16 protein-coding genes and 1 pseudogene are annotated in these 22787 nt (G+C 58.8%); 5 read left to right on the top strand and 12 right to left on the bottom strand.

Features of this window, described 5'->3' with window-relative positions:
* Positions 1-24: 24 nt before the first annotated feature.
* The 5 genes from K8R57_00615 to K8R57_00595 all read right to left on the bottom strand — a co-directional run bounded on the left by K8R57_00615 (position 25) and on the right by K8R57_00595 (position 6166).
* The gene (locus K8R57_00615) at positions 25-714 is read right to left on the bottom strand and encodes a methyltransferase domain-containing protein (GenBank protein MCE9586802.1); all 690 of its coding nucleotides are present in this window, start codon (positions 712-714) and stop codon (positions 25-27) included.
* Positions 659-1459, bottom strand: coding sequence for a methyltransferase (locus tag K8R57_00610; protein ID MCE9586801.1), 801 nt, complete (start codon positions 1457-1459; stop codon positions 659-661). The genes K8R57_00615 and K8R57_00610 overlap by 56 nt, the downstream gene beginning before the upstream one ends.
* Positions 1431-3704 carry a hypothetical protein gene (locus K8R57_00605; GenBank protein MCE9586800.1) on the bottom strand — a complete coding sequence of 758 codons (2274 nt, stop codon included), beginning with the start codon at positions 3702-3704 and terminating at the stop codon, positions 1431-1433. The genes K8R57_00610 and K8R57_00605 overlap by 29 nt, the downstream gene beginning before the upstream one ends.
* 79 nt (positions 3705-3783) lie before the next feature.
* On the bottom strand, positions 3784-5058 hold the full coding sequence (gene hflX, locus K8R57_00600; GenBank protein ID MCE9586799.1) for a GTPase HflX: 1275 nt from the start codon (positions 5056-5058) through the stop codon (positions 3784-3786).
* Between the two features lie 163 nt (positions 5059-5221).
* Positions 5222-6166 (bottom strand): tRNA-dihydrouridine synthase family protein, encoded by a 945-nt coding sequence (locus K8R57_00595; GenBank protein MCE9586798.1) that lies wholly within the window; start codon positions 6164-6166, stop codon positions 5222-5224.
* Positions 6167-6333: 167 nt separating this feature from the next.
* Between K8R57_00595 and katG the strand changes: the two genes are divergently transcribed.
* On the top strand, positions 6334-8520 hold the full coding sequence (katG, locus tag K8R57_00590; GenBank protein MCE9586797.1) for a catalase/peroxidase HPI: 2187 nt from the start codon (positions 6334-6336) through the stop codon (positions 8518-8520).
* Positions 8521-8715: 195 nt separating this feature from the next.
* On the opposite strand, the gene K8R57_00585 is transcribed toward katG, so the two are convergent.
* The gene (locus K8R57_00585; protein ID MCE9586796.1) at positions 8716-9204 is read right to left on the bottom strand and encodes a peptidylprolyl isomerase; all 489 of its coding nucleotides are present in this window, start codon (positions 9202-9204) and stop codon (positions 8716-8718) included.
* 101 nt (positions 9205-9305) lie between these two features.
* A complete protein-coding gene (locus K8R57_00580) occupies positions 9306-10094 on the bottom strand; it encodes a YmdB family metallophosphoesterase (protein ID MCE9586795.1) in 789 nt (262 codons plus the stop codon).
* 55 nt (positions 10095-10149) lie between these two features.
* Between K8R57_00580 and K8R57_00575 the strand changes: the two genes are divergently transcribed.
* The 4 genes from K8R57_00575 (at position 10150) to ubiA (ending at position 13864) form a co-directional block, all read left to right on the top strand.
* Positions 10150-11391, top strand: coding sequence for an N-acetylmuramoyl-L-alanine amidase (locus K8R57_00575; protein MCE9586794.1), 1242 nt, complete (start codon positions 10150-10152; stop codon positions 11389-11391).
* Between the two features lie 5 nt (positions 11392-11396).
* Positions 11397-12215, top strand: a complete 819-nt coding sequence (locus K8R57_00570; protein MCE9586793.1) for a ParA family protein — start codon at positions 11397-11399, stop codon at positions 12213-12215.
* Between the two features lie 113 nt (positions 12216-12328).
* Positions 12329-12910, top strand: coding sequence for an orotate phosphoribosyltransferase (pyrE, locus tag K8R57_00565; protein MCE9586792.1), 582 nt, complete (start codon positions 12329-12331; stop codon positions 12908-12910).
* 69 nt (positions 12911-12979) lie between these two features.
* A complete protein-coding gene (ubiA, locus tag K8R57_00560; GenBank protein ID MCE9586791.1) occupies positions 12980-13864 on the top strand; it encodes a putative 4-hydroxybenzoate polyprenyltransferase in 885 nt (294 codons plus the stop codon).
* A gap of 311 nt (positions 13865-14175) precedes the next feature.
* Here ubiA and K8R57_00555 read toward each other — a convergent pair.
* The 5 genes and pseudogenes from K8R57_00555 to gltB all read right to left on the bottom strand — a co-directional run bounded on the left by K8R57_00555 (position 14176) and on the right by gltB (position 22658).
* Positions 14176-14256 (bottom strand): annotated as a pseudogene (locus K8R57_00555) (energy transducer TonB).
* A 1073-nt stretch (positions 14257-15329) separates the two neighbouring features.
* Positions 15330-16667 carry an amino acid permease gene (locus tag K8R57_00550; protein ID MCE9586790.1) on the bottom strand — a complete coding sequence of 446 codons (1338 nt, stop codon included), beginning with the start codon at positions 16665-16667 and terminating at the stop codon, positions 15330-15332.
* A gap of 193 nt (positions 16668-16860) precedes the next feature.
* Positions 16861-17328 carry a DUF2721 domain-containing protein gene (locus K8R57_00545; GenBank protein MCE9586789.1) on the bottom strand — a complete coding sequence of 156 codons (468 nt, stop codon included), beginning with the start codon at positions 17326-17328 and terminating at the stop codon, positions 16861-16863.
* A 75-nt stretch (positions 17329-17403) separates the two neighbouring features.
* On the bottom strand, positions 17404-17832 hold the full coding sequence (locus K8R57_00540; protein MCE9586788.1) for an ACT domain-containing protein: 429 nt from the start codon (positions 17830-17832) through the stop codon (positions 17404-17406).
* Between the two features lie 236 nt (positions 17833-18068).
* Positions 18069-22658 carry a glutamate synthase large subunit gene (gltB, locus tag K8R57_00535; GenBank protein ID MCE9586787.1) on the bottom strand — a complete coding sequence of 1530 codons (4590 nt, stop codon included), beginning with the start codon at positions 22656-22658 and terminating at the stop codon, positions 18069-18071.
* Positions 22659-22787: the final 129 nt, after the last annotated feature.

The raw sequence follows: 22787 nt of genomic DNA, 5'->3' as shown, positions 1-22787 counted from the left end.
GGAGCTTGGTTCATCCCCAACAGTCTAGCAGTCTAACAGACTAATAGTCTCAAAGCCTTTTCTTCTTAGCTGGCAAAGTTCTCTTCCCTCGCGTCCTTCAAAAGCCTCGTCAGGCGTCCATTCCTCAAGCAGTTCAAAGCCCGGATCAAAGAGTGAAGAGATTTCTTCCCTAGTCGTACCATGCGGAGGTCCCTGGGGAGCTGAGGGATTCATGTAGAAAACTCCGAAGTAGTACCCGTTGGGCTTCAGTACGCGGGTGATGGCTTGGAGATAGTCGTTCCGCCGTGACGGAGGGATCGCGCAGAAGCAGGTATGCTCCACCACCCAGTCGAAGCGCCCGGTCCACGATTCCGGAAGGTCAAAGAGGTTAGCCTGCTCGTAAGATTCTTCCGCCACATGCGGTGCACTGCGCGCCATGCGGAGAGCGGTCTCAGAGAGATCGAGGCCTAGAACTCTTCCCCCGAGCATGGCGATGGCTCTCACATCGTGACCAGTTCCGCATCCCGGCACGAGGATCTCTCCCTGCATCGGGTGCTTGGAAAGGAATTCCGTCAGGGCTGGTGCCGCATATCCCTCGTCCCAAGGAGTGTCACCGAGTTGGTAGCGTGCCTCCCAATCAACGGGATCAAGAACGGGATCGGCTTGCTTGGATTCCGGATTAGAGGCGGATCCAGGAGGTCCCGAGGGCGATGCCGAGTTGGTATTTACGTTCATGCTCTCGTATCAGGAATGGCAGATTGACGCGCCGATGCAACTTGAACTCGCCCGAGAGCCTCTTGATGAGTTCCTCCTCGCTGCGGCGATCAGCATCGACACCTCCGATCCAGCGCTCTCGCGGCGTGTAGTCCTCCAGCCAGGTGAAGGGAGTGGTGAGCAGGAGTTGTCCTCCTGGTTTCACGAGTGAGGGCAATCGCGCAAGAAAGGCTTCGGGGTCGGGAAGGCGGCAGATCAGGTTGGCTGCCAGAACTACATCGTAAGGACCCATTGCCTGGGGATGAGCAGTGGCATCCTGCACGGAAAACGAAACTCTGTTCCGGTCGATCTCCGGCGGGACGATGGCCTGAAACGGCGTAGTGATTGATCCCTCGAGAAGACGCACTCCGTCATGCCGTCCTTCTGCCTGGAGTTTCTTCGCGGCATTGATGAAGGAATCGGAATAGTCGCTGGCATCGACGCGGCGGCAGGAGCGTGCGAGCTCGAAAGCAGAAGCCCCGACGGAGCATCCCGCCTCGAAGGCACTTGCACCGGAAGGGAGCAGCTCTGGATCAAGCAGTTCCCGCACACATCGGACAGGAAAAGAAATATCCGTGATTGCACGATCAACGGGAAGCGCCTCATGGCGCAACTCCTCCGCTCCTCCATAATGAAGCAGGAGATACTCCCCGAGGAGTTTCGGCGACTCGTAGAGCGATGCCACGATCAGGAAACGATCAGTTAGGAAGTGCCTGTCCCGGATCAACCGGAGTGGAGCTTTCCAAGATCGTGCCCGCCGGGATTTCTAGAGGCTCATGATGCTCCGCAGGTTCGTGAATAATATCCTGCTTGGCTTCTGTGGAGTGAGTCGCCGCACCCCCCTCGAGAACTTCGCCGGCATCACCCTGGAGAGTGAGGTCTGCGGCTTCCGTGGTGGTCTCTTCCTTGTGGGTCGAAGCCGGAGAAGCTTTGGGGGCTGAAGAAGTTTTAGGAGTCTTGGGGGTCGGGGGGGTCGGGGGAGCTTTGGGAACAGGGCGCGTGGCGGCCTGAAGATTCCCCATCGCAAAGTCGATGACATGTCCCTGATGGAGGAGCCAGAGCAGATCGGCGCCCAGTGCCTGCTCACGCCGTTTCAAGGTCTCTGCGTCAACAACCGGAGCGGGAGCCCTTTCTTTCCTGACTTCAGCTGTTGGCACAACTTCTAAGGAGATTGGAGCCTCGGTTGTTTCGGTCGATGCTTCGACTTCAGCAATCACCACAACTGATTCTGCAATGGTTTCTGAGGCCTCTTCTGCAGTTGTTGTTGCCGGAGCGACCTGAGTATCAACCGGAGCTGAAGGAGCTGATTCCGAGTTTTCTGTGCGGAGCGCGAGGAGTGCCGACCACTGCTTGTCACGGTGCTGATTCGGATGGGCCTCCAGATAATCGAGGATGGTCCTGAAACTCTCCCCGATCGGAGTGGTCTCCCTGTCGAGATAGCGTGGGCGGGCCATCGAGACATTGATGATCTTCTTGTGGGACTTGAAGAGTTGGAGGCTGCGGTTGGTCAGTTCCTTTCCGAGCACCTGGGCCAACACAAGCGGGAAGCGGTCCATCTCCTGGAGATTCTGGAGGAGGAGCTCACGGAGGAGAGGGGTCGATCCGTGAAGGGCGACTCCACCCCCTAGGGTGATGTCACGTCCGAGTGCTTCGATTTCACGCTCGGCATGGTGCTCGTTGAAATGGACGGTGATCTGTTCCAGGGTGAGGCCCTCTTCGGACTTGCTCTGGTTGCCATCAAGGGCAGGTGCGGTTTCCCCTTCCTCGGAGCTGGCTTCTTCGGCAGCTGGTTCTTCTGTCGTCGTGACGGCCTCTGACACCACCTCCTCGGACGGCGCGGCCCCCTCGGTCTTTTCCCCGGCTGGCGTCTCCGTGGCGATCTCGGCGGCGCCTTCCACGATCGCTTGCTCTTCAGCTGCAGGAGTGGTCTCGGCAACTGGTTCTGATGCTGGCAAGATCTCTTCGGTCGCCTGTGAGGCGACTTCTTCCGTGACTGGGATATAGACGGTCTTGGTGGACTGTTCCGTCTTCCACTGTTCGATCAATGCCTCGTCGCGCATCATCTTGATGCGAGATTTGTAGGCCTCGAAGGGCATGTTCCTGAAGCGCTCCGCATGGAGGGAGATCAGGCGCGACATGTACTCGTGATGATTCGGTGGGCCGAGGAGCACGCCGCTCATGCCGCACTGAGCGACCACGGAGAAGGCTCCCTTCGGGGGTTCCGAGGTGACGGAGGATTTGCGGTAAAACTTTCCAAGATGCTTGGAGAGGAGGTGACTGGCCGCCTCCTTGCGGGTTTGCCAGACGGAACCGTCGGCCTTCGCCCGAAAGAGCTCAGGCGTCTCCTCGTTCTCGGCCTGCAGTCTGACGCTGTAGCGATCGGAGAGCTGGACGATCAGGCGGGCGAGTTCGAAGAGGGGGTAGGCCTTGACTCGGGAACGGATCTGCTTGGCGATGCCCTCAATGGCCGCGAATTCTGGAACCAGCTGGAGCTTCCATCCTTCGAGGGCAGGCTTTGGAGGCGGCTCCGGACGGCGGTCACGCTCGTCGCGTGGTCCCCTGCGATCACCGCGATCTCTGCCGCCATCGCCACGTGGTGCGCTTTTTCCCCCGCTGGCGCCGGGGCCTGTGTTTGGACGAGCTCCCCCGGGTCCACGGCCTTGGCCGGCACCTTGTCCAGATCCAGTTCCAGATCCTCCTGGTCCCTCACGACGACCTTCCGGACGATTGGGCCGATCAGGACGTGGTCCTCTGTCGGGTCTTGGGCTGCGGGCGTCGCGTCCTGGCCCCCTCTCTCTGCCTCGATCCCCGCCGCGTCCTTCGAAGCGCTGAGGGCGGTCCCCCTCGTCGAATTGTGCCGCGAGGCGAGCCGAGCTATCGGAGGTCTCGGTTGTCCACGCGGGACGGAACATGTCGGAGAGGTCGATCCCCAAGGTGGAAAGATCTTCAGGTGCTTTGGAGTCGTCGCTCATGGAATCAGGAAGCTAGCATGAGATGTATGGCTGTGGGGAAGCTCGAAAGAGAAACAATAATGCCGAAGTTTTCGATCGCTCAGGAAACAATGAATTCGGAAAGGGCATTTGAAAGCCTTTCGGGCAGCGTCGCTCGGATGCGGCTGCACTCCTCTTCGTAGGCGGTCTCGTGCACGATGCCCTCGCGGTGGAGTTTGGCCAGCATGTCGGGACGGCTGTGCGGGATGAGTAACCCGACCTCCTTGTTCCCCTCGCCAACGAGATTCCCGAGTTGCTCGACCAGCAGATCGAGCCCTTCGCCGGAGTGCACTGAAATAAAGATGGCTTCGGGGTAGGCGTTGCGAAGCATCGCGCGCGTGATCGGGTCATCTACCCGGTCGATCTTGTTGAAGACGGTGAGGGTCTTCTTGTGATCGGCGCCGAGTTCATGGAGCACCTTCATTGTGGTGCCGTAGAACTCCAGTACGCGCGGATGGGAGGCATCGAGCAGGTGGACAAGGAAGTCCGCCATCACAGCCTCTTCGAGCGTGGCGTTGAAGGACTCGACCAGCTGGTGGGGGAGCTTCCGGATGAATCCTACCGTATCGGTGAGCAGTAGGGGCTGCTTGTTCGGGAGATCGATCTTGCGGGTGGTCGTGTCGAGCGTGGCGAAGAGGGCATCCTCGACCAGGACATCCGCGCCGGTGAGCCGGCGGAGCAGAGAGGATTTACCCGCGTTGGTATAGCCGACGATGGCGACATTCGGGACAGGGGCCCGCTTGCGGTCCTTGCGCTGGTTGGCGCGGTTGCGGCGGACCTCCACGAGGTCGCGCTTGAGGCGATCCATCTGACCGCGGATCTTGCGTTTATCCTGCTCGAGCTGGCTTTCGCCTTCGCCCTTGGCGCCGATACCGCCACCCTGCTTGCCAAGGTGGCTCCAGGCCCGGGTGAGCCGGGGCAGGGAATAGGACATGCGCGCGAGGTCGACCTGGATCTTCGCCTCGCGGGTTTGGGCGCGCGTCCCGAAAATATCGAGAATAATCTCCTGACGATCGATCACGGTGATCTTGGAGAGGGTTTCCCAGTTACGCTGCTGCGCGGGGGTCAGCTCATTGTCGAAGATGATCACGTCGCACCCGAGCTCGCGGGCACGCTCGCAGAGTTCCTCCGCCTTGCCCGAGCCAATAAAAAGACGGGCCTGCGGTTCGCGGATCTGCACCAGTTGTTTCTCCGCGATGGGCACGCCCAGCGTGCGCACCAGTTCACCCAATTCGTTCAGGAGATCCTCCGCATCCTCACGCGATTCCCCAACGGTGTGGGCGCCGACCAGAAGGGCGCGCTCGACTATCTTATCACGGGGTTTGATTTCGAACATTGGGGATAAAGAGGTGTAAGAGATAAATATGGAATTGCTTGCCTGCTAAAGCATCAGGAACTCAGGAGGTGAATTTCTGAGGTTTAATCATCGTCCAAGATGATCCGATTCGCATCTTTTGAATTTAGTAATTTCAGCCTCTATCAGCCTAACAGTCTTCAGCCTAAAAGCCTTGCGACGCAGGCGCGAGCATCATCGCTTCCCCGTGATCGAGATGCTCCCGGCAGAGCGCGAAAAAGGCCTCCTTGCTGCCGACGCGGCGAACCGCATGCAGGAACTCCGGGCTGATACCCTCGCCGATGAAGTTCGCGTATTTCTTTATCTTCTGAACCCCTTTGGGATCCGGAATGCTCGGGTCACAGACCGTCTCGTAGAGATCGTGAATATAGGCCAGGACTTCGCGGCCTGTCGGGTAGGTAATCGCATTCCCCGCAAAATGCTCCCGAATCTGCGAAAAGAGCCAAGGGTTGCGGACCGCACCGCGTCCGATCATTAGGCCGCGGGCACTGGTTTCCCTCAGGAGAGTCTCGGCATCGGCAGGAGTGGAGACATTACCATTTCCTAGGACTGGGCAAGAAAGTGATTCGGCCGCCATCTGGATCAGGTCATGGCGGATCCCTCCGCTGTACATCTGGAGCACTGTCCGCCCATGGACGGTCACCAGATCAATGGAGTGTTTTGCAAAGAGAGGGAGAAGTGCCTCAAGGGTTTTCTCCGTGTCGAAGCCAAGACGGGTCTTCACCGTGAGCTTCCCCGGGATGGCGTCCCTCAAAGCCCCGAGGATTTTATCGATACGGGGAAGATCGCGCAGTAGCCCCCCTCCCGCGCACTTGCGGTAGACCACGGGGGCGGGGCAGCCCAGGTTCAGATCGATCGCCGCGATGGGATGATGGCACAGCTCCTTGGCCGTGCGAACCAATGCTGCGATGTCGTTGCCAATCATCTGAGCGATGACGGGGCGGCCGGTCGGATTCTGCGTGATCGACGCCAGGATCGGCTTGTCGAGGCCCGAGGTTGCCGTAACGCGGAAATACTCGGTGTAGTAGAGATCCGCACCGCCATAGCGTGTCATCAGACGCCAGAACGGCAGGTCGGTCACATCCTGCATCGGGGCCAATGCCAGGACCGGGGCGGGCAAGGAGAGAAGCTGATCAAGATCCGGCATTATGGTGATTCCTAGGGGGTCAAAGGAAACAAGTAAGTATTTTCAACAATAGGTCGATGACTCTATCATTAAATTCTAACCCAGCATCATTTCAAAAACAGGAGATCATCATGAACACCGAATCCCTATGCCCGTTCTCGGGTAGCGCTCCCAAGCAAGCTATCTCCGGAGCTTCGATGAACGCCGCTTGGTGGCCCAATCAGCTCAACCTCAAGCTTCTGAACCAACAGTCTCCTCTCACAAATCCGATGGAAGAGGGATTCGATTATGCGAAGGAGTTCAAGAGCCTCGACCTCGAGGCAGTGAAAAAAGACCTTACCGCCTTGATGACGGATTCCCAGGAATGGTGGCCCGCCGATTTTGGTCACTACGGCCCTCTCTTCGTCCGCATGGCCTGGCACAGCGCAGGCACCTACCGCACTGCCGACGGTCGTGGCGGTGGTGGCAACGGCAGCCAGCGCTTCGCACCTCTCAATAGCTGGCCCGACAACGTCAATCTCGACAAGGCCCGCCGCTTGCTCTGGCCGATTAAGCAGAAATACGGCAATAAACTCTCCTGGGCTGATCTGATGATCCTCACCGGGAACGTCGCCCTCGAGTCGATGGGCTTCAAGACCTTCGGTTTCGCCGGTGGTCGCGCGGACATCTGGGAGCCGGAGGAGATCTACTGGGGTGTTGAGAAGGAGTGGCTCGCTGATCAGCGCTACAGCGGCGACCGTGAGCTCGAGAACCCCCTCGCCGCCGTCCAGATGGGTCTTATTTATGTGAATCCCGAAGGTCCCAATGGCAATCCTGACCCGCTTGCCGCAGCCAGGGATATCCGCGAAACCTTTGCTCGCATGGCGATGAATGACGAGGAGACGGTGGCCCTGATCGCCGGTGGCCATACATTCGGAAAGTGCCACGGAGCAGGCCCAGCCACTCATGTCGGCCCCGAGCCTGAGGCGGCCGGAATCGATGAACAGGGATTCGGCTGGATCAGCGACTTCCGCAGCGGCAAGGGCGGCGACGCGATCTCCAGCGGTCTGGAGGTCACCTGGACCCAGACTCCGACCCAATGGAGCAATTATTACTTCGAGAATCTCTTCAACTACGACTGGGAGCTGACCAAGAGCCCGGCCGGAGCCAACCAGTGGGTGGCCAAGAATGCGGAAGCCAACATTCCGGATGCTGCCGACTCCTCGAAGCGGCACCTGCCGACCATGCTCACCACGGATCTCTCGCTCCGCTTCGATCCCGCGTATGAGAAAATCTCACGTCATTTCCTTGCCAACCCCGATCAGTTCGCCGATGCCTTCGCGCGCGCTTGGTTCAAACTCACCCACCGCGACATGGGTCCGCGGGCACGCTATCTGGGGGCGGATGTCCCCTCCGAAGTGCTGATCTGGCAGGATCCCATTCCGGCGCTCGATCATCCTCTTATCGGAGAAGCCGAGATCGCCGATCTCAAGAACAGGATCCTTGCTTCTGGGCTGAAGATTTCGGAACTGGTAACGACGGCCTGGGCCTCTGCCTCCACCTTCCGGGGCAGCGACAAGCGGGGCGGGGCTAACGGCGCTCGCCTCCGCCTTGCTCCTCAGAAGGATTGGGAAGTCAACCAACCGGCCCAACTGGCCAAAGTTCTCAAGGCACTCGAAGCCATCCAGCAGGAGTTCAACGCAGCGCAGACAAGCGGGAAGAAAGTGTCAATTGCTGATCTGATCGTTCTCGGCGGCTGCGCTGCCGTCGAAGCCGCGGCAAAGAAAGCGGGCCAAGACGCGAAGGTTCCCTTCACTCCCGGTCGCATGGATGCCTCTCAAGCAGAGACCGACGTGCATTCCTTCGCCGTCCTGGAGCCGGTTGCCGATGGATTCCGTAATTACCTCAGGAAAGGACACGATGCCTATGCGGCCGATCTCCTAATCGATCGGGCCAATCTCCTGACGCTCACCGCTCCCGAAATGACGGTGCTCATCGGCGGTCTCCGGGCTCTGGATACCAACTTCGCCCACTTCGAGCACGGTATCTTCACCAAACGGCCCGAAACCCTGAGTAACGATTTCTTCGTGAATCTCCTCGATATGGGGACGAAATGGACGAAGTCCGTTGCCACCCCGGGTGTGCTGGAAGGACGTGACCGGAAGACAGGCGAGCTCAAGTGGACCGGCACGATCGCTGATCTGGTCTTCGGATCGAATTCCCAACTCCGGGCCCTGGCGGAAGTCTACGCCTGCTCCGATTCGCAAGCGCTCTTCGTGAAAGAGTTCGTTGCGGCTTGGACTAAGGTCATGGAGCTAGACCGCTTCGACCTGAAGTAATTGAGGTGTCTGGGATTTTTGCGCCGCGCGGTGTTGCTGTTCGCTCGCAGTAGTTCACTACAGCTTCGCTCACGCGCCTAGCGCGGCATCAAAACTTCCAGTCACTTAGGGCAAGTCTCCAAGCCCTTTAACAACACAGAGTAAAAAACTCTCTGCGTCTCCGCGCCTCTGCGGGAGATCTAAAACGCTGCGTGATTAGTGATGATGGCCGCCGTCACCGTGCACATGGCCGTGTTCGATTTCCTCGGCGGTAGCGGCACGGACCTCTCGGATCTTGATGTCGAAGTGGAGATTCATGCCGGCTAGCGGATGATTGCCATCTAGGGTAATTTTATTCCCCTCAATCTTGGCGACGACCACGACCTGTTCGCCCTCCTCGCTATCATGGGAGGCTTCCAACTGCATTCCCTCCTCAAGTTCATCCCCCCCCTCGATCTGATCGGCATCGACCACGGCGATCTTCGCAGGATCGATCGCGCCGTAGCCCTCCTCGGGAGTAACGCTGATCTTGAAGGTATCTCCCGCGCGTTTGCCCTCCATAGCGTTCTCGAGGCCCTTGACGATCTGGCCCTCGCCCTGCAGATAGGCGAGAGGACCCGCGTCTTTAGAGGAGTCAATGAGCTCCTTGTCATCGTCGGTGAGCGTGTAGTCAAAGAGAACAACGGAGCCTTTGGTGATCGTCATGGGAATAAGAAAAGGAGGTTGGTTTGTGGGAAAGAGACTGCGTCGGCACACTAGGTTGCCCGATGGCAAACGCCAGCGAAAAGCTCGTTAAGGGAGTTTTTCTAAGGTGCGCCGTAGCGTTCCACGACACGGCGGATTGCTTTGGCCTTTCCCGTTTCAGGATCGACCTCGACTAGTACCCCGCAGGCCATGACAGGCCCCCGGGCCACCGGGAACTTGGCCGGCATCGAGGTGAGGAACTGCCCCACGACGGCATCGCAATCGCGGCCCAGGATGGAGTCCTCCGGGCCGCACATCCCTGCATCGCAGAGGAAGCCGGTGCCCCCGGGAAAGATCCGCTCGTCGGCGGTCTGCACATGGGTGTGGGTTCCGACGACCAGCGAGACCTTGCCATCCAGATGACGGCCCATGGCGATCTTCTCGCTCGTGGTCTCGCCGTGGACATCGACGATGATCACGGGAGTCTCTTTTCGCAGGCGCTGGATCTCGGCTGAGGCTGCCAGGAAGGGATTCTCCAGCGGATTCTTCATGAAGGTCCGGCACTGGACGTTCATGACGGCGATGGGGCCATGGGCCGTATCCAGAACGATGCTGCCTCCGCCAGGCGTGCCGGGGGGATAGTTGATCGGTCGTAGGAGCCTGGGTTCGGTGGAAATGTAGGAATAAATCTCTTTCTGGTCCCAGATGTGGTCGCCGGTGGTGATAACCGCCACGCCGCTCCTCATGAGATCGATCGCCAGCTTCGGGGTGATCCCGCGACCCGCCGCTGCGTTCTCCCCATTGACCACAATAAAGTCGGCATCGCCGCGTTTCAGGTAGAGCTCGGCGGTCCGGCATGCGGCCATACGACCTGGCTCTCCAACCACATCGCCAAGGAAGAGGATTTTAATCACTCAGCGGTTTTTATCGAAACAAGCACCCGGGACGATGTAAAAATGCATCTGCGTGAAGAAACTGTTCCCTCAAGCAAGCCTGCTTCGTCTCCTGGTACTGCCTCTTTTGTTGCTGACCATGCATTCCGGCAGGGGTGCGCTGCTAAGTCCGTTGGCCCCGCAGCCCGACTGGAAGACCCTTCACCGCTATTCTGGAATTATCACGGCATCTGAATTCGAGCGCCTGCTCCGGCAGGTCTATGTGCCAGATGGCTCCTGGCGCCAATGGATCTCGCTGACCCCGACTCAGGCAATGATAACACCTCATGCCGGGGCGACACCCGTCATCCTGCCGCTGGCTTCTCCGGGGAGTGCCGCCAAGATCCCCCCTCGTTTCTGGAAAGAACGGGGGCAGCGTTCCCCTCAACCAGGCAAGCCTCTGGCGGGACTGAGGATCGCGATCGACCCAGGGCATCTCGGCGGGAAGTTTGCCCGGATGGAGGCCCGTTGGTTCCAGATCGGTCACTCGAGGTCGGTCGAGGAGGGAGAGATGACGTTGATTGTGGCCAAGATCCTCAAAAAGAAACTGGAAGCCATGGGCGCGGAAGTCTGGCTAACCCGCTCCAAAAACGGAGCTACGACCTCTCTGCGGCCGGACAAACTCAAGAAAGCGGCGGCGGTTTCCCTTCAGGAAGAGGGGGCGCAGCTTTCGAGCACCCGTCTGGAGTTCGAGGCAGAGCGGCTGTTTTATCGAGTCGGCGAAATACGCAACCGGGCCCGCCTGGTGAACTCTGTGATCCGGCCCGATCTTGTCGTCTGCCTGCATTTCAATGCCGAGGAATGGGGTAATCCCGCGCGACCCACCCTGACTGACAAGAACCATCTCCACCTTCTCCTTTCCGGGGATATATCTGGTAACGAGCTCCTGCATGAGGATGAGCGCTACACCATGCTCGTGAAACTGCTCGGCGGGACCCACGGCGAGGAGTTGGGGGCCTCGGAATGCGTCGCCCGTTCCTTGACTGCCGCCACCGGCCTTCCTCCCTTCATCTACCATAGTGCCAATGCCATCCCGGCCTCCTCCAACCCCTACCTCTGGATACGTAATCTTCTGGCCAACAGGCTCTTCGAGTGTCCTGTGGTCTACTGCGAGCCGTATGTCATGAACAGCAATCCTGTCTTCAACAGGGTCCAGCTCGGAGATTACGAGGGTCGCCGGAACGTGGGGGGACTCTCCTTGCCAAGCATTTACAGGGAATATGCCGATGCGGTGGCGCAAGGGCTTGCCGATTACTACGGAGGGGCGGCAAACTGATCCCCATGAAGACCAAAGTCATCGCCATCGCCAACCAGAAGGGTGGCGTCGGAAAAACCACCACTTCGGTCAACCTCGCCGCGGCCATCGCGGAGTCGGGCCATCCCGTCCTCTTACTCGATCTGGATCCCCAGGGGAATGCCTCCAGTGCCTTGGGCCTCGAGACAGGTGAGGGGAGCAGCCTCTATGCCGCGATGATCGGCGAGACCCCGATGGAGGATCTGATCCAGGAGACGCGTCTTCCGAATCTGGCCGGTATTCCTGCCGACCTCGACCTTGCCGGCGCAGAGATCGAGGTGGCAAGGATGGAGGGACATCTGGGTCAGCTCCGCAGTGTGTTGGAACCGGTGCGCAACTCGGGCCGCTTCGAGTTCATCATTTTGGATTGTCCTCCGTCGCTCGGCATCCTGATGACCAATGCCCTGAGCGCCGCCGACGAGATCCTCATCCCGATCCAGTGCGAATACTACGCCCTCGAGGGGCTCGGCAAGCTGGTCAGCGTTATGGAACAGATCCGTGAGTCCGGAGCCAACCCGACCCTCGCCATGAGCGGACTTCTCATGACCATGCTCGACGTTCGCACCAACATCAGCGCCGCCGTCGTGCGTGATGTCCGCGCCCACTTCGAGGAGGTCGTCTTCCAAGCGGCAATTCCACGATCTGTCCGCATCAGCGAGGCGCCGAGCTTTGGAAAAACCATCCTCGAGTATGATCCGAAAGGTCCCGGAGCCACGGCCTACCGCGTCCTTGCCAAGGAATTCCTCGACCGCCAGAAGCGCGGAATCTCCTTTGTCGGAGCGCCGCAGCGGAATGAAGAAGGATAAAAAGGATGAAGAGTTAAAAATCGAACCAATCATCCTTATCCTATTTCCCCATTTTTAAGGCGCTCTCTTCACCCACCTTTCACTTTTCACTTTTTAACCATTCACTTTCCCAAATGCCCGACGTCCTCGCCCTTTTCAAACAGACCGGAGCCCTGCTGCACGGTCATTTCATTCTCCGTTCCGGTCTTCATAGCCGCGAGTTTTTTCAATGTGCCCTGCTTCTCCAGGATGCCCCCGTTGCGGCTGAAGTCTGCGAGGAGTTGGCTGAAAAACTGCGTCCCTTCCACACGGAAGTGGAGGGGAAGAAACCAACGGTGATCTCTCCGGCCGTCGGTGGCATTATTGTCGGGCAGGAAGTGGCGCGGCATCTCGGCACCCGCCATATCTTTGTCGAGAAGGACGGGAATGGCAGCCTTGTGATGCGCCGCTTCGAGATCAAACCCGGTGAGCGCTTTATCGTCGCCGAGGATGTGGTGACCCGCGGCGGCCGTGTCCAGGAAACCATCGACATCGTCCGTGGGCTAGGCGGCGTCGTGGTGGCAGCAGGTTCCATCGTCGATCGTAGTGGTGGAAATCTCCCCGATTTCGGCTGTCCCTTTGTCAGTCTGATCCAGATGACTCCGGAGACCTTTCCGGCGGATGCGCTACCCGAGGATCTCATCGGTATTGCTGCCGTGAAGCCGGGAAGCAAATAACCCTCCGCAAGCGGAGGGAGTGAAAGGTTGGAAAGTTTAAAGTTCCAAGGTGTTAAAGTCGTTCAGATCGTGACCTTCCCACCTTCCCACCTTCCCACCAACGCACCTTTGGTGCGGTTTCTCACCTTCATAAGGTTCTCGCATACGGTTTTTGCGCTGCCGTTCGCTCTCGGGTCGATGATCGTTGCCGCTGGCTCTAACGGGAGTTGGCCGGGTTGGAGGCTGTTCGCTCTTATTCTGCTCTGCATGGTCTTTGCCCGTACGGCGGCGATGACCTTCAACCGCATTGCTGACTGGGAAATCGACAAACGCAATCCCAGAACTGCGGGCCGGCATCAACTTCTTGGCAAGTATGCGGCCATCATGACGTGCCTGATCAGTGCTGCACTCTTTGTCGGCACGACGTTTTTTATCAACCGTCTTTGCTTCCTGCTTTCTCCCGTGGCTCTCGGGATCATCTTTCTTTACTCGCTCACGAAGCGTTTCACTCATGCCGCTCAGTTCTTCCTGGGACTTGCCCTCTCAGTCTCGCCGGTGGGTGCATGGCTCGCCGTGACAGGATCCTTTGCTTGGCCTCCGATCATTCTGGCTGGGGGTGTTCTCTGCTGGGTGGCCGGATTCGATATAATCTATGCCACGCAGGATGTGGAGACGGATCGTCGTGAGGGACTGCACTCGATGGTGGTCTGGCTTGGTGTTCCAGGCGTGCTGCGTTTAGCCGGTTGGCTGCATCTGCTGATGCTGATGGGTTTGATCGGATTCGGTCTCTCGGCCCATCTCGGGAAGATCTATTTTCTAGGGCTGATACCCGTGCCTTTCCTATTGGTCTATGAGCATCGCATTGCACGGACGCTCGATCTCGGAAAGATCAACAAGGCCTTCTTTGAAACCAATGCCGTGATAGGGCTTCTCTTTGTTTTGATCGTTGTGGCCCAGCAAATCTGGAAGTTTTAGCTGAAACTTTAGTCGATCGGTTTTCCGCTCGTGGTTGTTTGCACAGGATCTGGCAAAGCCAGTGCAGACGGAGCAGTTGGAACAGCAGGAGGCTCCGGTAGAGGAGTAGGAGTAACCGCTGTTTGTTGGGGAATCACGGGTGGGCTGGTGGCCGTTGCGATTGCGGATATCGCAATGGGAACAGCCATGGCCGGGGACTGATACTGAGATTGGAGCTGAGTCTGGGGTTCTTCAGTTTGCAGAATGGGCTTCGGAGTCCTAACGGGAATCGCCTTGCGGATCGGAACGGGGAGGGCTCTGCGGATTCTGATCGGGGTTGGTTTAGGTGTGGGTGTGGGTGTGGGTGTGGGTGTGGGCGTCGGCGAAGCGAACGCTATCCCAGCGGGTAGTGGCAATGGCATGATGGGCATCGGTTGCTGAGGGGTATTACCTAGATCCCTCGTGGCAAGCAGCAGATTCGCATCGTTGGCATTCACATGATACCCAGCTCCGAAAGGCAGTGACCCGTTGAAGTAGGTCGTCCCGTAGGCTGCCTCCAACTCCGCTTCCCTGCGGCGCTTGAAGATGGCAAGCGGATCGGTGTAAACACCGAAAAGCTGGATGCGCCACTCACCGGTTTTGAAATTGCGGTAGGGGATTCCAGAATCATCCTGAAGGATCAGTTGGGAGGTGTTCAACAGGAAGTTCCGGGTCTCGGAAAAGGCATCGAGCGGCAGGAGATAGGAGGCCGCTTTCAGGTAGGAGGCTCCCGGACCAAGATCACCGAGCCATGAGAGGAAGTTGCGGCACTCTTTGCCATTCGAGAGGTCGGCTTTGAAATAATAAAGCGTCTGGGCCGGACCTCCGGGACGGCGATAGATGATCTGCACTCCCGGGGAGCCGAAGGGGCGTATCATCTGGGCTGACTCGACGATGTTTCCGGTGAGGGCCAGCTCCGTAAAGAGGACGGGAAGCACGCCCTGAAAGGATCCATTGGCCAACTGTGGCCTCATTTCGCTCGTAATGAAGTAGCCGCAGAAAAGGGAGGTGTGGAGGGCCTCATCCAGATTCTTCAATGCAGCGCCGAGCGTCGAAGGATCAAGAGCATCGGGCGGCGGAAGGTCCCCCACGGGCTCCAGGCCCCCGAGAACCATAACGCGGGTATCGGGAAAAAAGGCGTAGGCATTCAGAAAGTCAGGGCCCCCGAAGAGATAGCGGAGCACTCCGCGGCTGGCCGGATCCTGTGACAGATGCTCACGACTCCATTGCTGCATCACATCGTAACGGATTCTTCTGCAGAAGGCCCATTGTTCCTGAAGTTGTTTCTGGTGATCTCGGTACTCGGGTGACTGCTGGAGGGGATAGAGTACGCTTTGCCGCGGCAGGGGAATTCCAGCCAGAAACTCCGCCTGCTCCTGCAACGAAGAGGCATGGAGCAAAGAAACGGCACTCCCCCACAGCAGGAGGAAGAGTACGCTACGACGGATCAGGAAAGACGCCTTGGGGAAAGCCATCGGTGAAGGATGAGAGGGAGCAGCATAAGCACCCCGCCTGCAAGGGCAATCCACGGCTTTGTAATCACCGAGTAAAGCAATCCAGCGCCCGAGCAGACCAGGAACACGATTGGCGGCAGAGGATAGAGGGGGCAGATAAAGGAATGACGAGGGTCGAGGGTCGAGAGTCGAGGGTTCTCCCGATGACGTTTCCGTCTAAGAAGGATCAGGCCGATGACACCCAGCATCAGGCAGAGCAGTAGCGGGATCTGCGCAAAGACAAGGACCGTTTCAAAGGAGTCGAAGGCAATCAGTCCCATGACCAGCGCCAATTGCAGTAGGATCGCCCTGACCGGAATGTTATCGCGGGTCTTCGCGAGTGCGGCAAAGAACGGGTAATCCGCCCCGACGCGCTGGGTCACCCGGGGGCCTGTCCAGATCATGGCACTGATCGACGCAAGGAGGCCGAGAGCAATGATGCCCGACATGATCCGTCCGCCTACGGGGCCGATCAGATGATTAGCCGACACGCTCCCCACATTCAACACACCGCGCAGTTCATTCTCCGGGGCCGACGTGAGGAAGACGGCGTTGAGCACAACATAGAAGAGAGTCACTGCCAGGGTGCCGATCACAAGCGAGAGACCGACAGTCCGTCGGGGGCTCTTCACCTCCCCGGCAAGATAGGTCACGGCATTCCAACCCGAGTAGGCATAGAGGACAAAGAGTAGTGCGATTCCCGCGTTTGGTCGGGTTAGTTCCCCCAGAGAAGCTGGCTGTGGCAGCAGGAGTTTCAAGCAAGCGGGATGGAGTAGCGCACTTCCGAATCCGATCGCTATAAAGAGGCCGATTAGCAGGAACTTGATGCCGGTCATTCCATTCTGGAGCAGCGAGCTTGTTCTGAGCGATCTAAGATGAACGAGCGAGATCAGCACCACAGCTCCCACGGTGGAGAGGCGGATGGGGCAGACTGGGAGTGCCGCGTGCAAGTAGGTGCCGAAAGCGATGGCCGAGAGTGAAATGGGCGCTGCGAATCCCGCGATCAGGGAGACGCAGGCCGCCATGAATCCCAGGGCAGGATGGTATATCTCTGAGAGGTAGGTGTATTCGCCACCAGAGCGTGGAATCCGTGCCGCAACTTCCGCGTAGGAGAGAGCTCCGCAGAGGGAAATAAGTCCGCCAAGAACCCAAAGCGCCAGGATGGAGAATCCGCTTTTCAGATCCTGTAACTGGAAGCCCAGGCTCGTGTAAACGCCGGTCCCCACCATCGTTGCCGTGACCAGAGAGAGGCAGGTCAGCAGGCTGATTCCCTGGCTATCGTTTTTGTTCATAGAGGGGAGCAGACAAAAAGTATATGGAACTCAGCCGTAACGGATGCGAAGCAACAGCCGGGCAATCCAACTCAGAAAAGTTGTTCCTTTGTTTGATTCGCTCGCACCCGCTCGTCTCACCCCTCCGGGGCTACCTCTGGTAGTCTGTCCCAGGCTCTCCCGAGACTAGGTATTTTGAGTTCCATATTAATCATCAGGCCTTTTCGTCAGGATGGCTCGGCAGATCCCAGCCAACCGATCGGTGGGCATAGACCACCTCGACCAGTACCACTACCAGAGCGGTCATGAAGAAAATCAATCCCGCCACAAAGGTTGTGACCACATAGCTACCTTGAAAGTGTCTGACTCCTGCCTCGAAGAAAAAGATTTCCAGAACAGTCAGGGAGATGAGCACCCCGCTTAGGACATCAAAGAAGATGGCAAGCGCACACATCCGCCCCCTGATGCGAACCTCGCGAAATTCGACACGATAGTGTGACTCAAGCGCAGGGGTGAGTTTTTCGGCAGCAAAGAGCTCGCCGTGAATGAATCGCATCCGATCGATGGCGCGGGCCAATCGTCCGCTAATCGCATTGATGAGCATGACCACGGCGGTAAGAAGAAAGACCGGTGCCAGCGCCAACTGAATCGTCGAAGTAACTTCGTTTGAGGAAAGGGTCATAGGTAGGGGGTAACGACTTAGAATAGTGAATCCTACCAATGTCCGTCACCCTTTTGCGGCCGAAAAGTGGGCCGATTACTCGGCATCGAGCTTTTTGAGGACGGAAAGCGCCCTTTTGGGATCTGTCACACGCAGAATAAGAAGGCCCTTTTTCGCCGAAGGCATTGAGGCCAGGTAGCCGTAGTCGATGTTGATCTTCCTGGAAGAGAGGGCATGGGCGATCCGGGAGAGGCTACCCGGCTTGTTGTCGTTCTGGATCATCAGCACGTCGCTCTCAACGACCAGTGTGCCGTATGACTCGAAGAGCGTCATTGCCCGATCGGTATTGCTGACAACCATCCTAACAACTGCATGATCCGTGGTGTCGGAGACGGTGAGTCCGTAGATGTTGATCCTCGCGCCGGCCAGTGCATCGCAGACGGCGGCCAGTGCGCCCGGTTTGTTCTCAAGAAAGACAGCCAATTGCTGAACAATCCTTGGAGCCAAAGGATCAGCCTTCTTCATGGCTTCAACGTAGCCCTGATTATAAAGAAAAGAAGGAGAAAAGGCGCGTGGGACCGCGGCTTAGTCATTCGAGGTGAAGGCCGAGAAGTCCCAAGATCAGCAAATCGAGGATGCCTGGTCGGGGACGACCGGCAGACAAAGGGGCAATATTTTCCCGCAGAGGCGCAGAGACGCAGAGAAAAAGGATGAGCTTCCATCCCTCTCTTGGTCTGCTGACCTAACAGTCTCCAGTTGGGCTAGGCCTTCGGCGAAGCCGTGATGTGTTCCGTGATGATGGTCTTGCCTTCCTCGACCTTCTTTTCCTCGATCGGCTGGGCCGCGGGGACATGAGGGGTGACCTTCCAGAAGGCTGCGAGATGACGCTTCCAGTCGGCGAGGATGCGTGCGGCCAGCGGGCTGCCGGTCTTCTCCTGATGCTTGATGACGAGATCCTTCAGCTTGGCTTCGTCCTCGGCGGAGGTAATCCGGTCGGCTCCGACAAGCTGGTCGTTGTAGCGCCCAAGGAACTTGTCCTCCAGATCAAGGACGAAGGCCTCGCCGCCGGTCATGCCAGCGCCGAAGTTCTTGCCCGTGGAGCCAAGGACCACAACGGTGCCGCCGGTCATGTATTCGCAACCATGGTCGCCGATCCCCTCGACGACGGCAGTGCCTCCCGAGTTGCGAACGCAGAAACGCTCGCCAGCACGGCCATTGGCAAAGAGGTGTCCAGCGATGGCTCCATACATGACGGTGTTGCCGATGATGCTGTTCTTCTCGGGGACAAAGCGGTGATCGGGCAGAGGTCTGACGATGATCTCTCCTCCGCTCATGCTCTTACCGACATAATCATTTCCCTCGCCCGTGAGGACGAGTTTGATACCCGGAGCCAGGAAGGCTCCGAAGCTCTGGCCTGCCGTGCCGGTCAGGTCGAGTTCGAGGGTTCCTTCCGGAAGGCCCTCTTCGCCGTACTGGTAGGCGATCTCTCCCGAAACCTTGGTGGCCAGCGAGCGGTTCGTGTTGTCGACCTTGTAGGAAAGCTTCACGGCCTTTGCGTCGCGGATGGACTCCTCGGCATCCTGCAGAATGATGTCATCGAGCGGTTGGTCGTGCTCGGGATCGTTGCGGTCGCGCGTGGCGTAACGGACGGCCGTCGGATCATCCTTCACGACATCCTTGAGGAGGCGTGAGAGGTCGACGGTGTTGGCCTTCGGATGACCCTCGATGTGCTTCTGGCGGAGGCACTCGGTGCGGCCGACCATCTCATCGATGGTACGGAAGCCGAGGCGGGCCATGATACCCCGGACCTCTTCGGCAACGGCGTTGAAGAAGTTGACGACATTCTCGGGCTTCCCTTTGAACTTTCCGCGGAGACGATCGTCGAGGGTGGCGACGCCGACCGGACAGTTGTTGAGATGGCACTGGCGGACATAGACGCAGCCCATAGCAATAAGGGCGGCGGTTCCGAAGTTGTACTCCTCGGCACCGAGCAGTGTGGCGTGGATGATGTCCTCGCCGGTCCGCATCCCGCCATCGGTACGAAGCGTGACACGGTTACGGAGGCCATTCAGCAGCAGGACCTGATGGGTCTCGGCGACGCCGAGTTCCCAGGCGCCACCAGCGTGTTTCACAGAGCTGAGCGGCGAAGCGCCGGTTCCGCCGTCGTGACCGCTGACCAAGATGATGTCGGCATGAGCCTTCGCCACGCCTGCGGCCACAGTCCCGACGCCCGCCTCGGCGACGAGCTTCACAGTGACGCGTGCACGTGGATTGACCTGCTTGAGGTCATAAATGAGCTGGGCCAGATCCTCGATCGAGTAGATGTCGTGATGAGGCGGCGGCGAAATGAGAGTGACGCCAGGAACCGAGTTGCGGAGCTTGGCGATATAGGCGGTAACCTTGTGACCGGGAAGCTGTCCACCCTCTCCGGGCTTGGCACCCTGGGCCATCTTGATCTCGATCTCTTTGGCGCTCGCAAGGTAGGCGGCATGGACGCCAAAGCGACCGGAGGCGATCTGTTTGATGGCGCTGTTGGCCCAGTCGCCATTCTCCTGACGCTTGAAGCGGCGGGGATCTTCGCCACCCTCACCGCTGTTCGACTTCCCGCCGATGCGGTTCATGGCGATCGCCAGAGTCTCGTGGGCCTCGGGGCTCAGGGCTCCTAGCGACATTCCGGCCGTGGTGAAGCGACGGCGGATTTCCTCGATCGACTCGACCTCCTCGATCGGCACCGGGCCGGAGGGGAGGGCGACGAACTCGAGCAGGTTGCGCGGGGAGTGAGGGGTCGAGGCCAGGACGGCATCGACATAGGCCTTGTAGTCCTCGGGCTTGTTGGTGCGGACGAAGCTGTGGAAGTTCTTGATGACCGGGGGGGTCACGGCATGGAGCTCACCGCCCCGTCGGATGCGATAAAACCCGGGGTCTCCGAGCTGGAGTGCGGCGGCCTCCTTGCCTTCCTCGACGGGTAGGGGAGCGGCGTAGGCCATCTCGTGGCGGGCTAGGGACTCGCGCGCGATCTCCTCGAAACCGACACCCTCGATCTGGGTGGGGGTTGCGGTGAAGCACTCCTCGACAAGTTTGGTCGAGATGCCGGTTGCCTCGAAGGTCTGGGCTCCGCGGTAGCTGCCGATGACGGAGATGCCCATCTTCGACATGATCTTGAGGAGGCCGCTTTGGAGCGCCTTCTTGTAGTTGAGCTGGGCGGTGGCGAAGTCGATCTCCACGGAGCCCTTTTCGATCATCTCGCGGATGGTCTCGATGGCCAGGTAGGGATTAATGGCGCTCACGCCATAGCCGATCAGGCAGGCCATCTGGTGGACATCGCGGGCCTCGCCTGTCTCGCAGACGATACTCACCCGCATGCGCTTGCCGACACGACGGAGATGATGATGGACAGCGCCGACAGCCAGAAGTGCAGGGATCGCGAGGTTCTCCGCATCGATTCCCCTGTCGCTGAGAACGAGTATGCGGGTTTCTTCATCAACAGCCTTCTCGGCTGCCTTGCAGAGTTCATGAACCGCAGTGGCGAGTCCTGTGGGGCCCGAGGATGCCTTCCAGAGTGAGGAAAGGGTGGTCGCCTTGTGATCCCCGCCAATCTTGCGGATGGACTCCAGCTCCTCGTTGAACAATATCGGGGAGTCGAGAGAGACCTGAGAGGCATGCTCCGGGGTCTCGGAGAGGAGATTGCGTCTCCAGCCCAGGGTGGTGAAAAGCGACATGACCAGGCGCTCGCGGATCGGGTCGATCGGCGGATTCGTGACCTGTGCAAAGAGCTGGCTGAAGTAGGTGTAGAGAAGACGCGGCCGCAGAGAAAGGACCGCAAGCGGCGTGTCGTCCCCCATGGAGCCGACGGCCTCGGCGCCATCCTTGATCATTGGCTTGAAGATCATGTCGAGCTCCTCGCTGGTGTAGCCGAAGGAGACCTGGCGCTGAGTCAGGTCGATGATGTCGAGGTCGCCTTTCGCGGGAGCGAGCTGCTCGGCCTTGAAGGGGGCGAGACGGACACGATGGTCATCCACCATCTTCCGGTAATTGTGGCGTGTCGCGAGCGACTGCTTGATCTCGGTGTCGCGCATCAGGACGCCGGCAGCGGTATCGATGGCGATCATCTCGCCCGGGGCAAGACGCCCCTTCTCGATGATAGAGTCCTGATTGAGGCCATCGACCCCCATCTCGGATCCAAGACTGAAAATGCCGCTGTCCGTGATCTGGTAGCGGGCCGGGCGCAGACCATTGCGATCAAGGCAGGCACCGATGGTGATGCCGTCGGTGAAGACTAGGGCCGCGGGACCGTCCCAGGGCTCGCAGAGGCAGGTGTGGTACTCGTAGAAGGCGGCGAGTTCGGGGCTGATCTCTTTGTCGCCGCGCCAGGCCGGAGGAACCAGCATGGTCATCGAGTGCAGGATCGAACGCCCTGACATGGTCAGGACCTCGAGGACATTGTCCAAACTGGCGGAGTCAGAGCCACCGGGCTGGATGATCGGGTGTAGCAACTCGATGTCCTCGCCCCAGAAATCGGCTTTCAGTTCCGCTTCGCGCGCCTGGGTCCAGTTGCGGTTGCCTCGGACGGTATTGATCTCACCGTTGTGAGCCAGGATTCGGAAGGGATGGGCAAGCGGCCAGGTTGGGAAGGTATTCGTGCTGTAGCGCTGGTGATAGACGCAGAGAGCGGTCTCGTAGTCGGGGTTGGAGAGGTCGGGAAAGAACTTCTCTAGTGACGAGGAGACAAGAAGACCCTTGTAGACGATCAGGCGGTGAGACAGCGAAGGGATGTAGAAATCCTCGATTTTGTCGGCGGCCACGCGCTTCTCAATCTCGTTGCGAGCGAGAAAAAGACGCCGCTCGAACTCATCGGCCGTCATCCCCTCAACCTTGCCAACCAGGACCTGCTCGATATCGGGCAGGGTCAGCAGGGCCTTGGTGCCGAGGATCTGCTTGTTGGTCGGAACCTCACGCCAGCCGAAAAGATAGAAGCCCCTCTTTTCCAGAACCTCCTCGGTGATGGCCTTGGCCCGGGCCTTGGCATACTCGTTCTCCTTGGGAAGGTACATGACCCCGACGCCGAGATCGGTGTCGCTGTAGAGGGACTTGCCCCAGCTTTCGATAATGGGACGGAAGAGCTTGTAGGGAATCTGAGTCGAGATGCCCGCACCGTCACCCGTCCGGGCATCGGCATCCAGGGCTCCGCGGTGCATCAAGTTGCAGATGGAGCGAAGACCGATGCGCAGGATCTCGTTGGAGCGCTGGCCGCTGATTTGAGCAACCATGCCGACGCCGCAGGCGTCTTTCTCAAAAGACGGATCATAGAGCGAGGTGCTGCTCTGATGGTGGGGTAGGGAATGATTCATCATAAGAATGGGTGCGTGGAATGCAGTTATGGAGTTCGTCGATGCTATTAGCCGAGGCAAAGCAGAAGCGAACCATATAATGTCGTGGATGGTTTCCCTTGCCGCAAGCAAATGGCGTTCCAGACGAGGGAT

It is taken from the genome of Verrucomicrobiota bacterium, assembly GCA_021413925.1.
Taxonomy (GTDB): Bacteria; Verrucomicrobiota; Verrucomicrobiia; order Chthoniobacterales; family UBA6821; genus UBA6821.
This window is presented reverse-complemented; position numbering and strand designations above follow the sequence as displayed.

Coding starts and splice junctions, on each gene's coding strand:
- K8R57_00615 (MCE9586802.1), bottom strand. CDS start 714: ATGAACGTAAATACCAACTCGGCATCGCCCTCGGGACCTCCTGGATCC.
- K8R57_00605 (MCE9586800.1), bottom strand. CDS start 3,704: ATGAGCGACGACTCCAAAGCACCTGAAGATCTTTCCACCTTGGGGATC.
- hflX (MCE9586799.1), bottom strand. CDS start 5,058: ATGTTCGAAATCAAACCCCGTGATAAGATAGTCGAGCGCGCCCTTCTG.
- K8R57_00595 (MCE9586798.1), bottom strand. CDS start 6,166: ATGCAGGATGTGACCGACCTGCCGTTCTGGCGTCTGATGACACGCTAT.
- katG (MCE9586797.1), top strand. CDS start 6,334: ATGAACACCGAATCCCTATGCCCGTTCTCGGGTAGCGCTCCCAAGCAA.
- K8R57_00585 (MCE9586796.1), bottom strand. CDS start 9,204: ATGACGATCACCAAAGGCTCCGTTGTTCTCTTTGACTACACGCTCACC.
- K8R57_00570 (MCE9586793.1), top strand. CDS start 11,397: ATGAAGACCAAAGTCATCGCCATCGCCAACCAGAAGGGTGGCGTCGGA.
- pyrE (MCE9586792.1), top strand. CDS start 12,329: ATGCCCGACGTCCTCGCCCTTTTCAAACAGACCGGAGCCCTGCTGCAC.
- K8R57_00550 (MCE9586790.1), bottom strand. CDS start 16,667: ATGAACAAAAACGATAGCCAGGGAATCAGCCTGCTGACCTGCCTCTCT.
- K8R57_00545 (MCE9586789.1), bottom strand. CDS start 17,328: ATGACCCTTTCCTCAAACGAAGTTACTTCGACGATTCAGTTGGCGCTG.
- K8R57_00540 (MCE9586788.1), bottom strand. CDS start 17,832: ATGAAGAAGGCTGATCCTTTGGCTCCAAGGATTGTTCAGCAATTGGCT.
- gltB (MCE9586787.1), bottom strand. CDS start 22,658: ATGATGAATCATTCCCTACCCCACCATCAGAGCAGCACCTCGCTCTAT.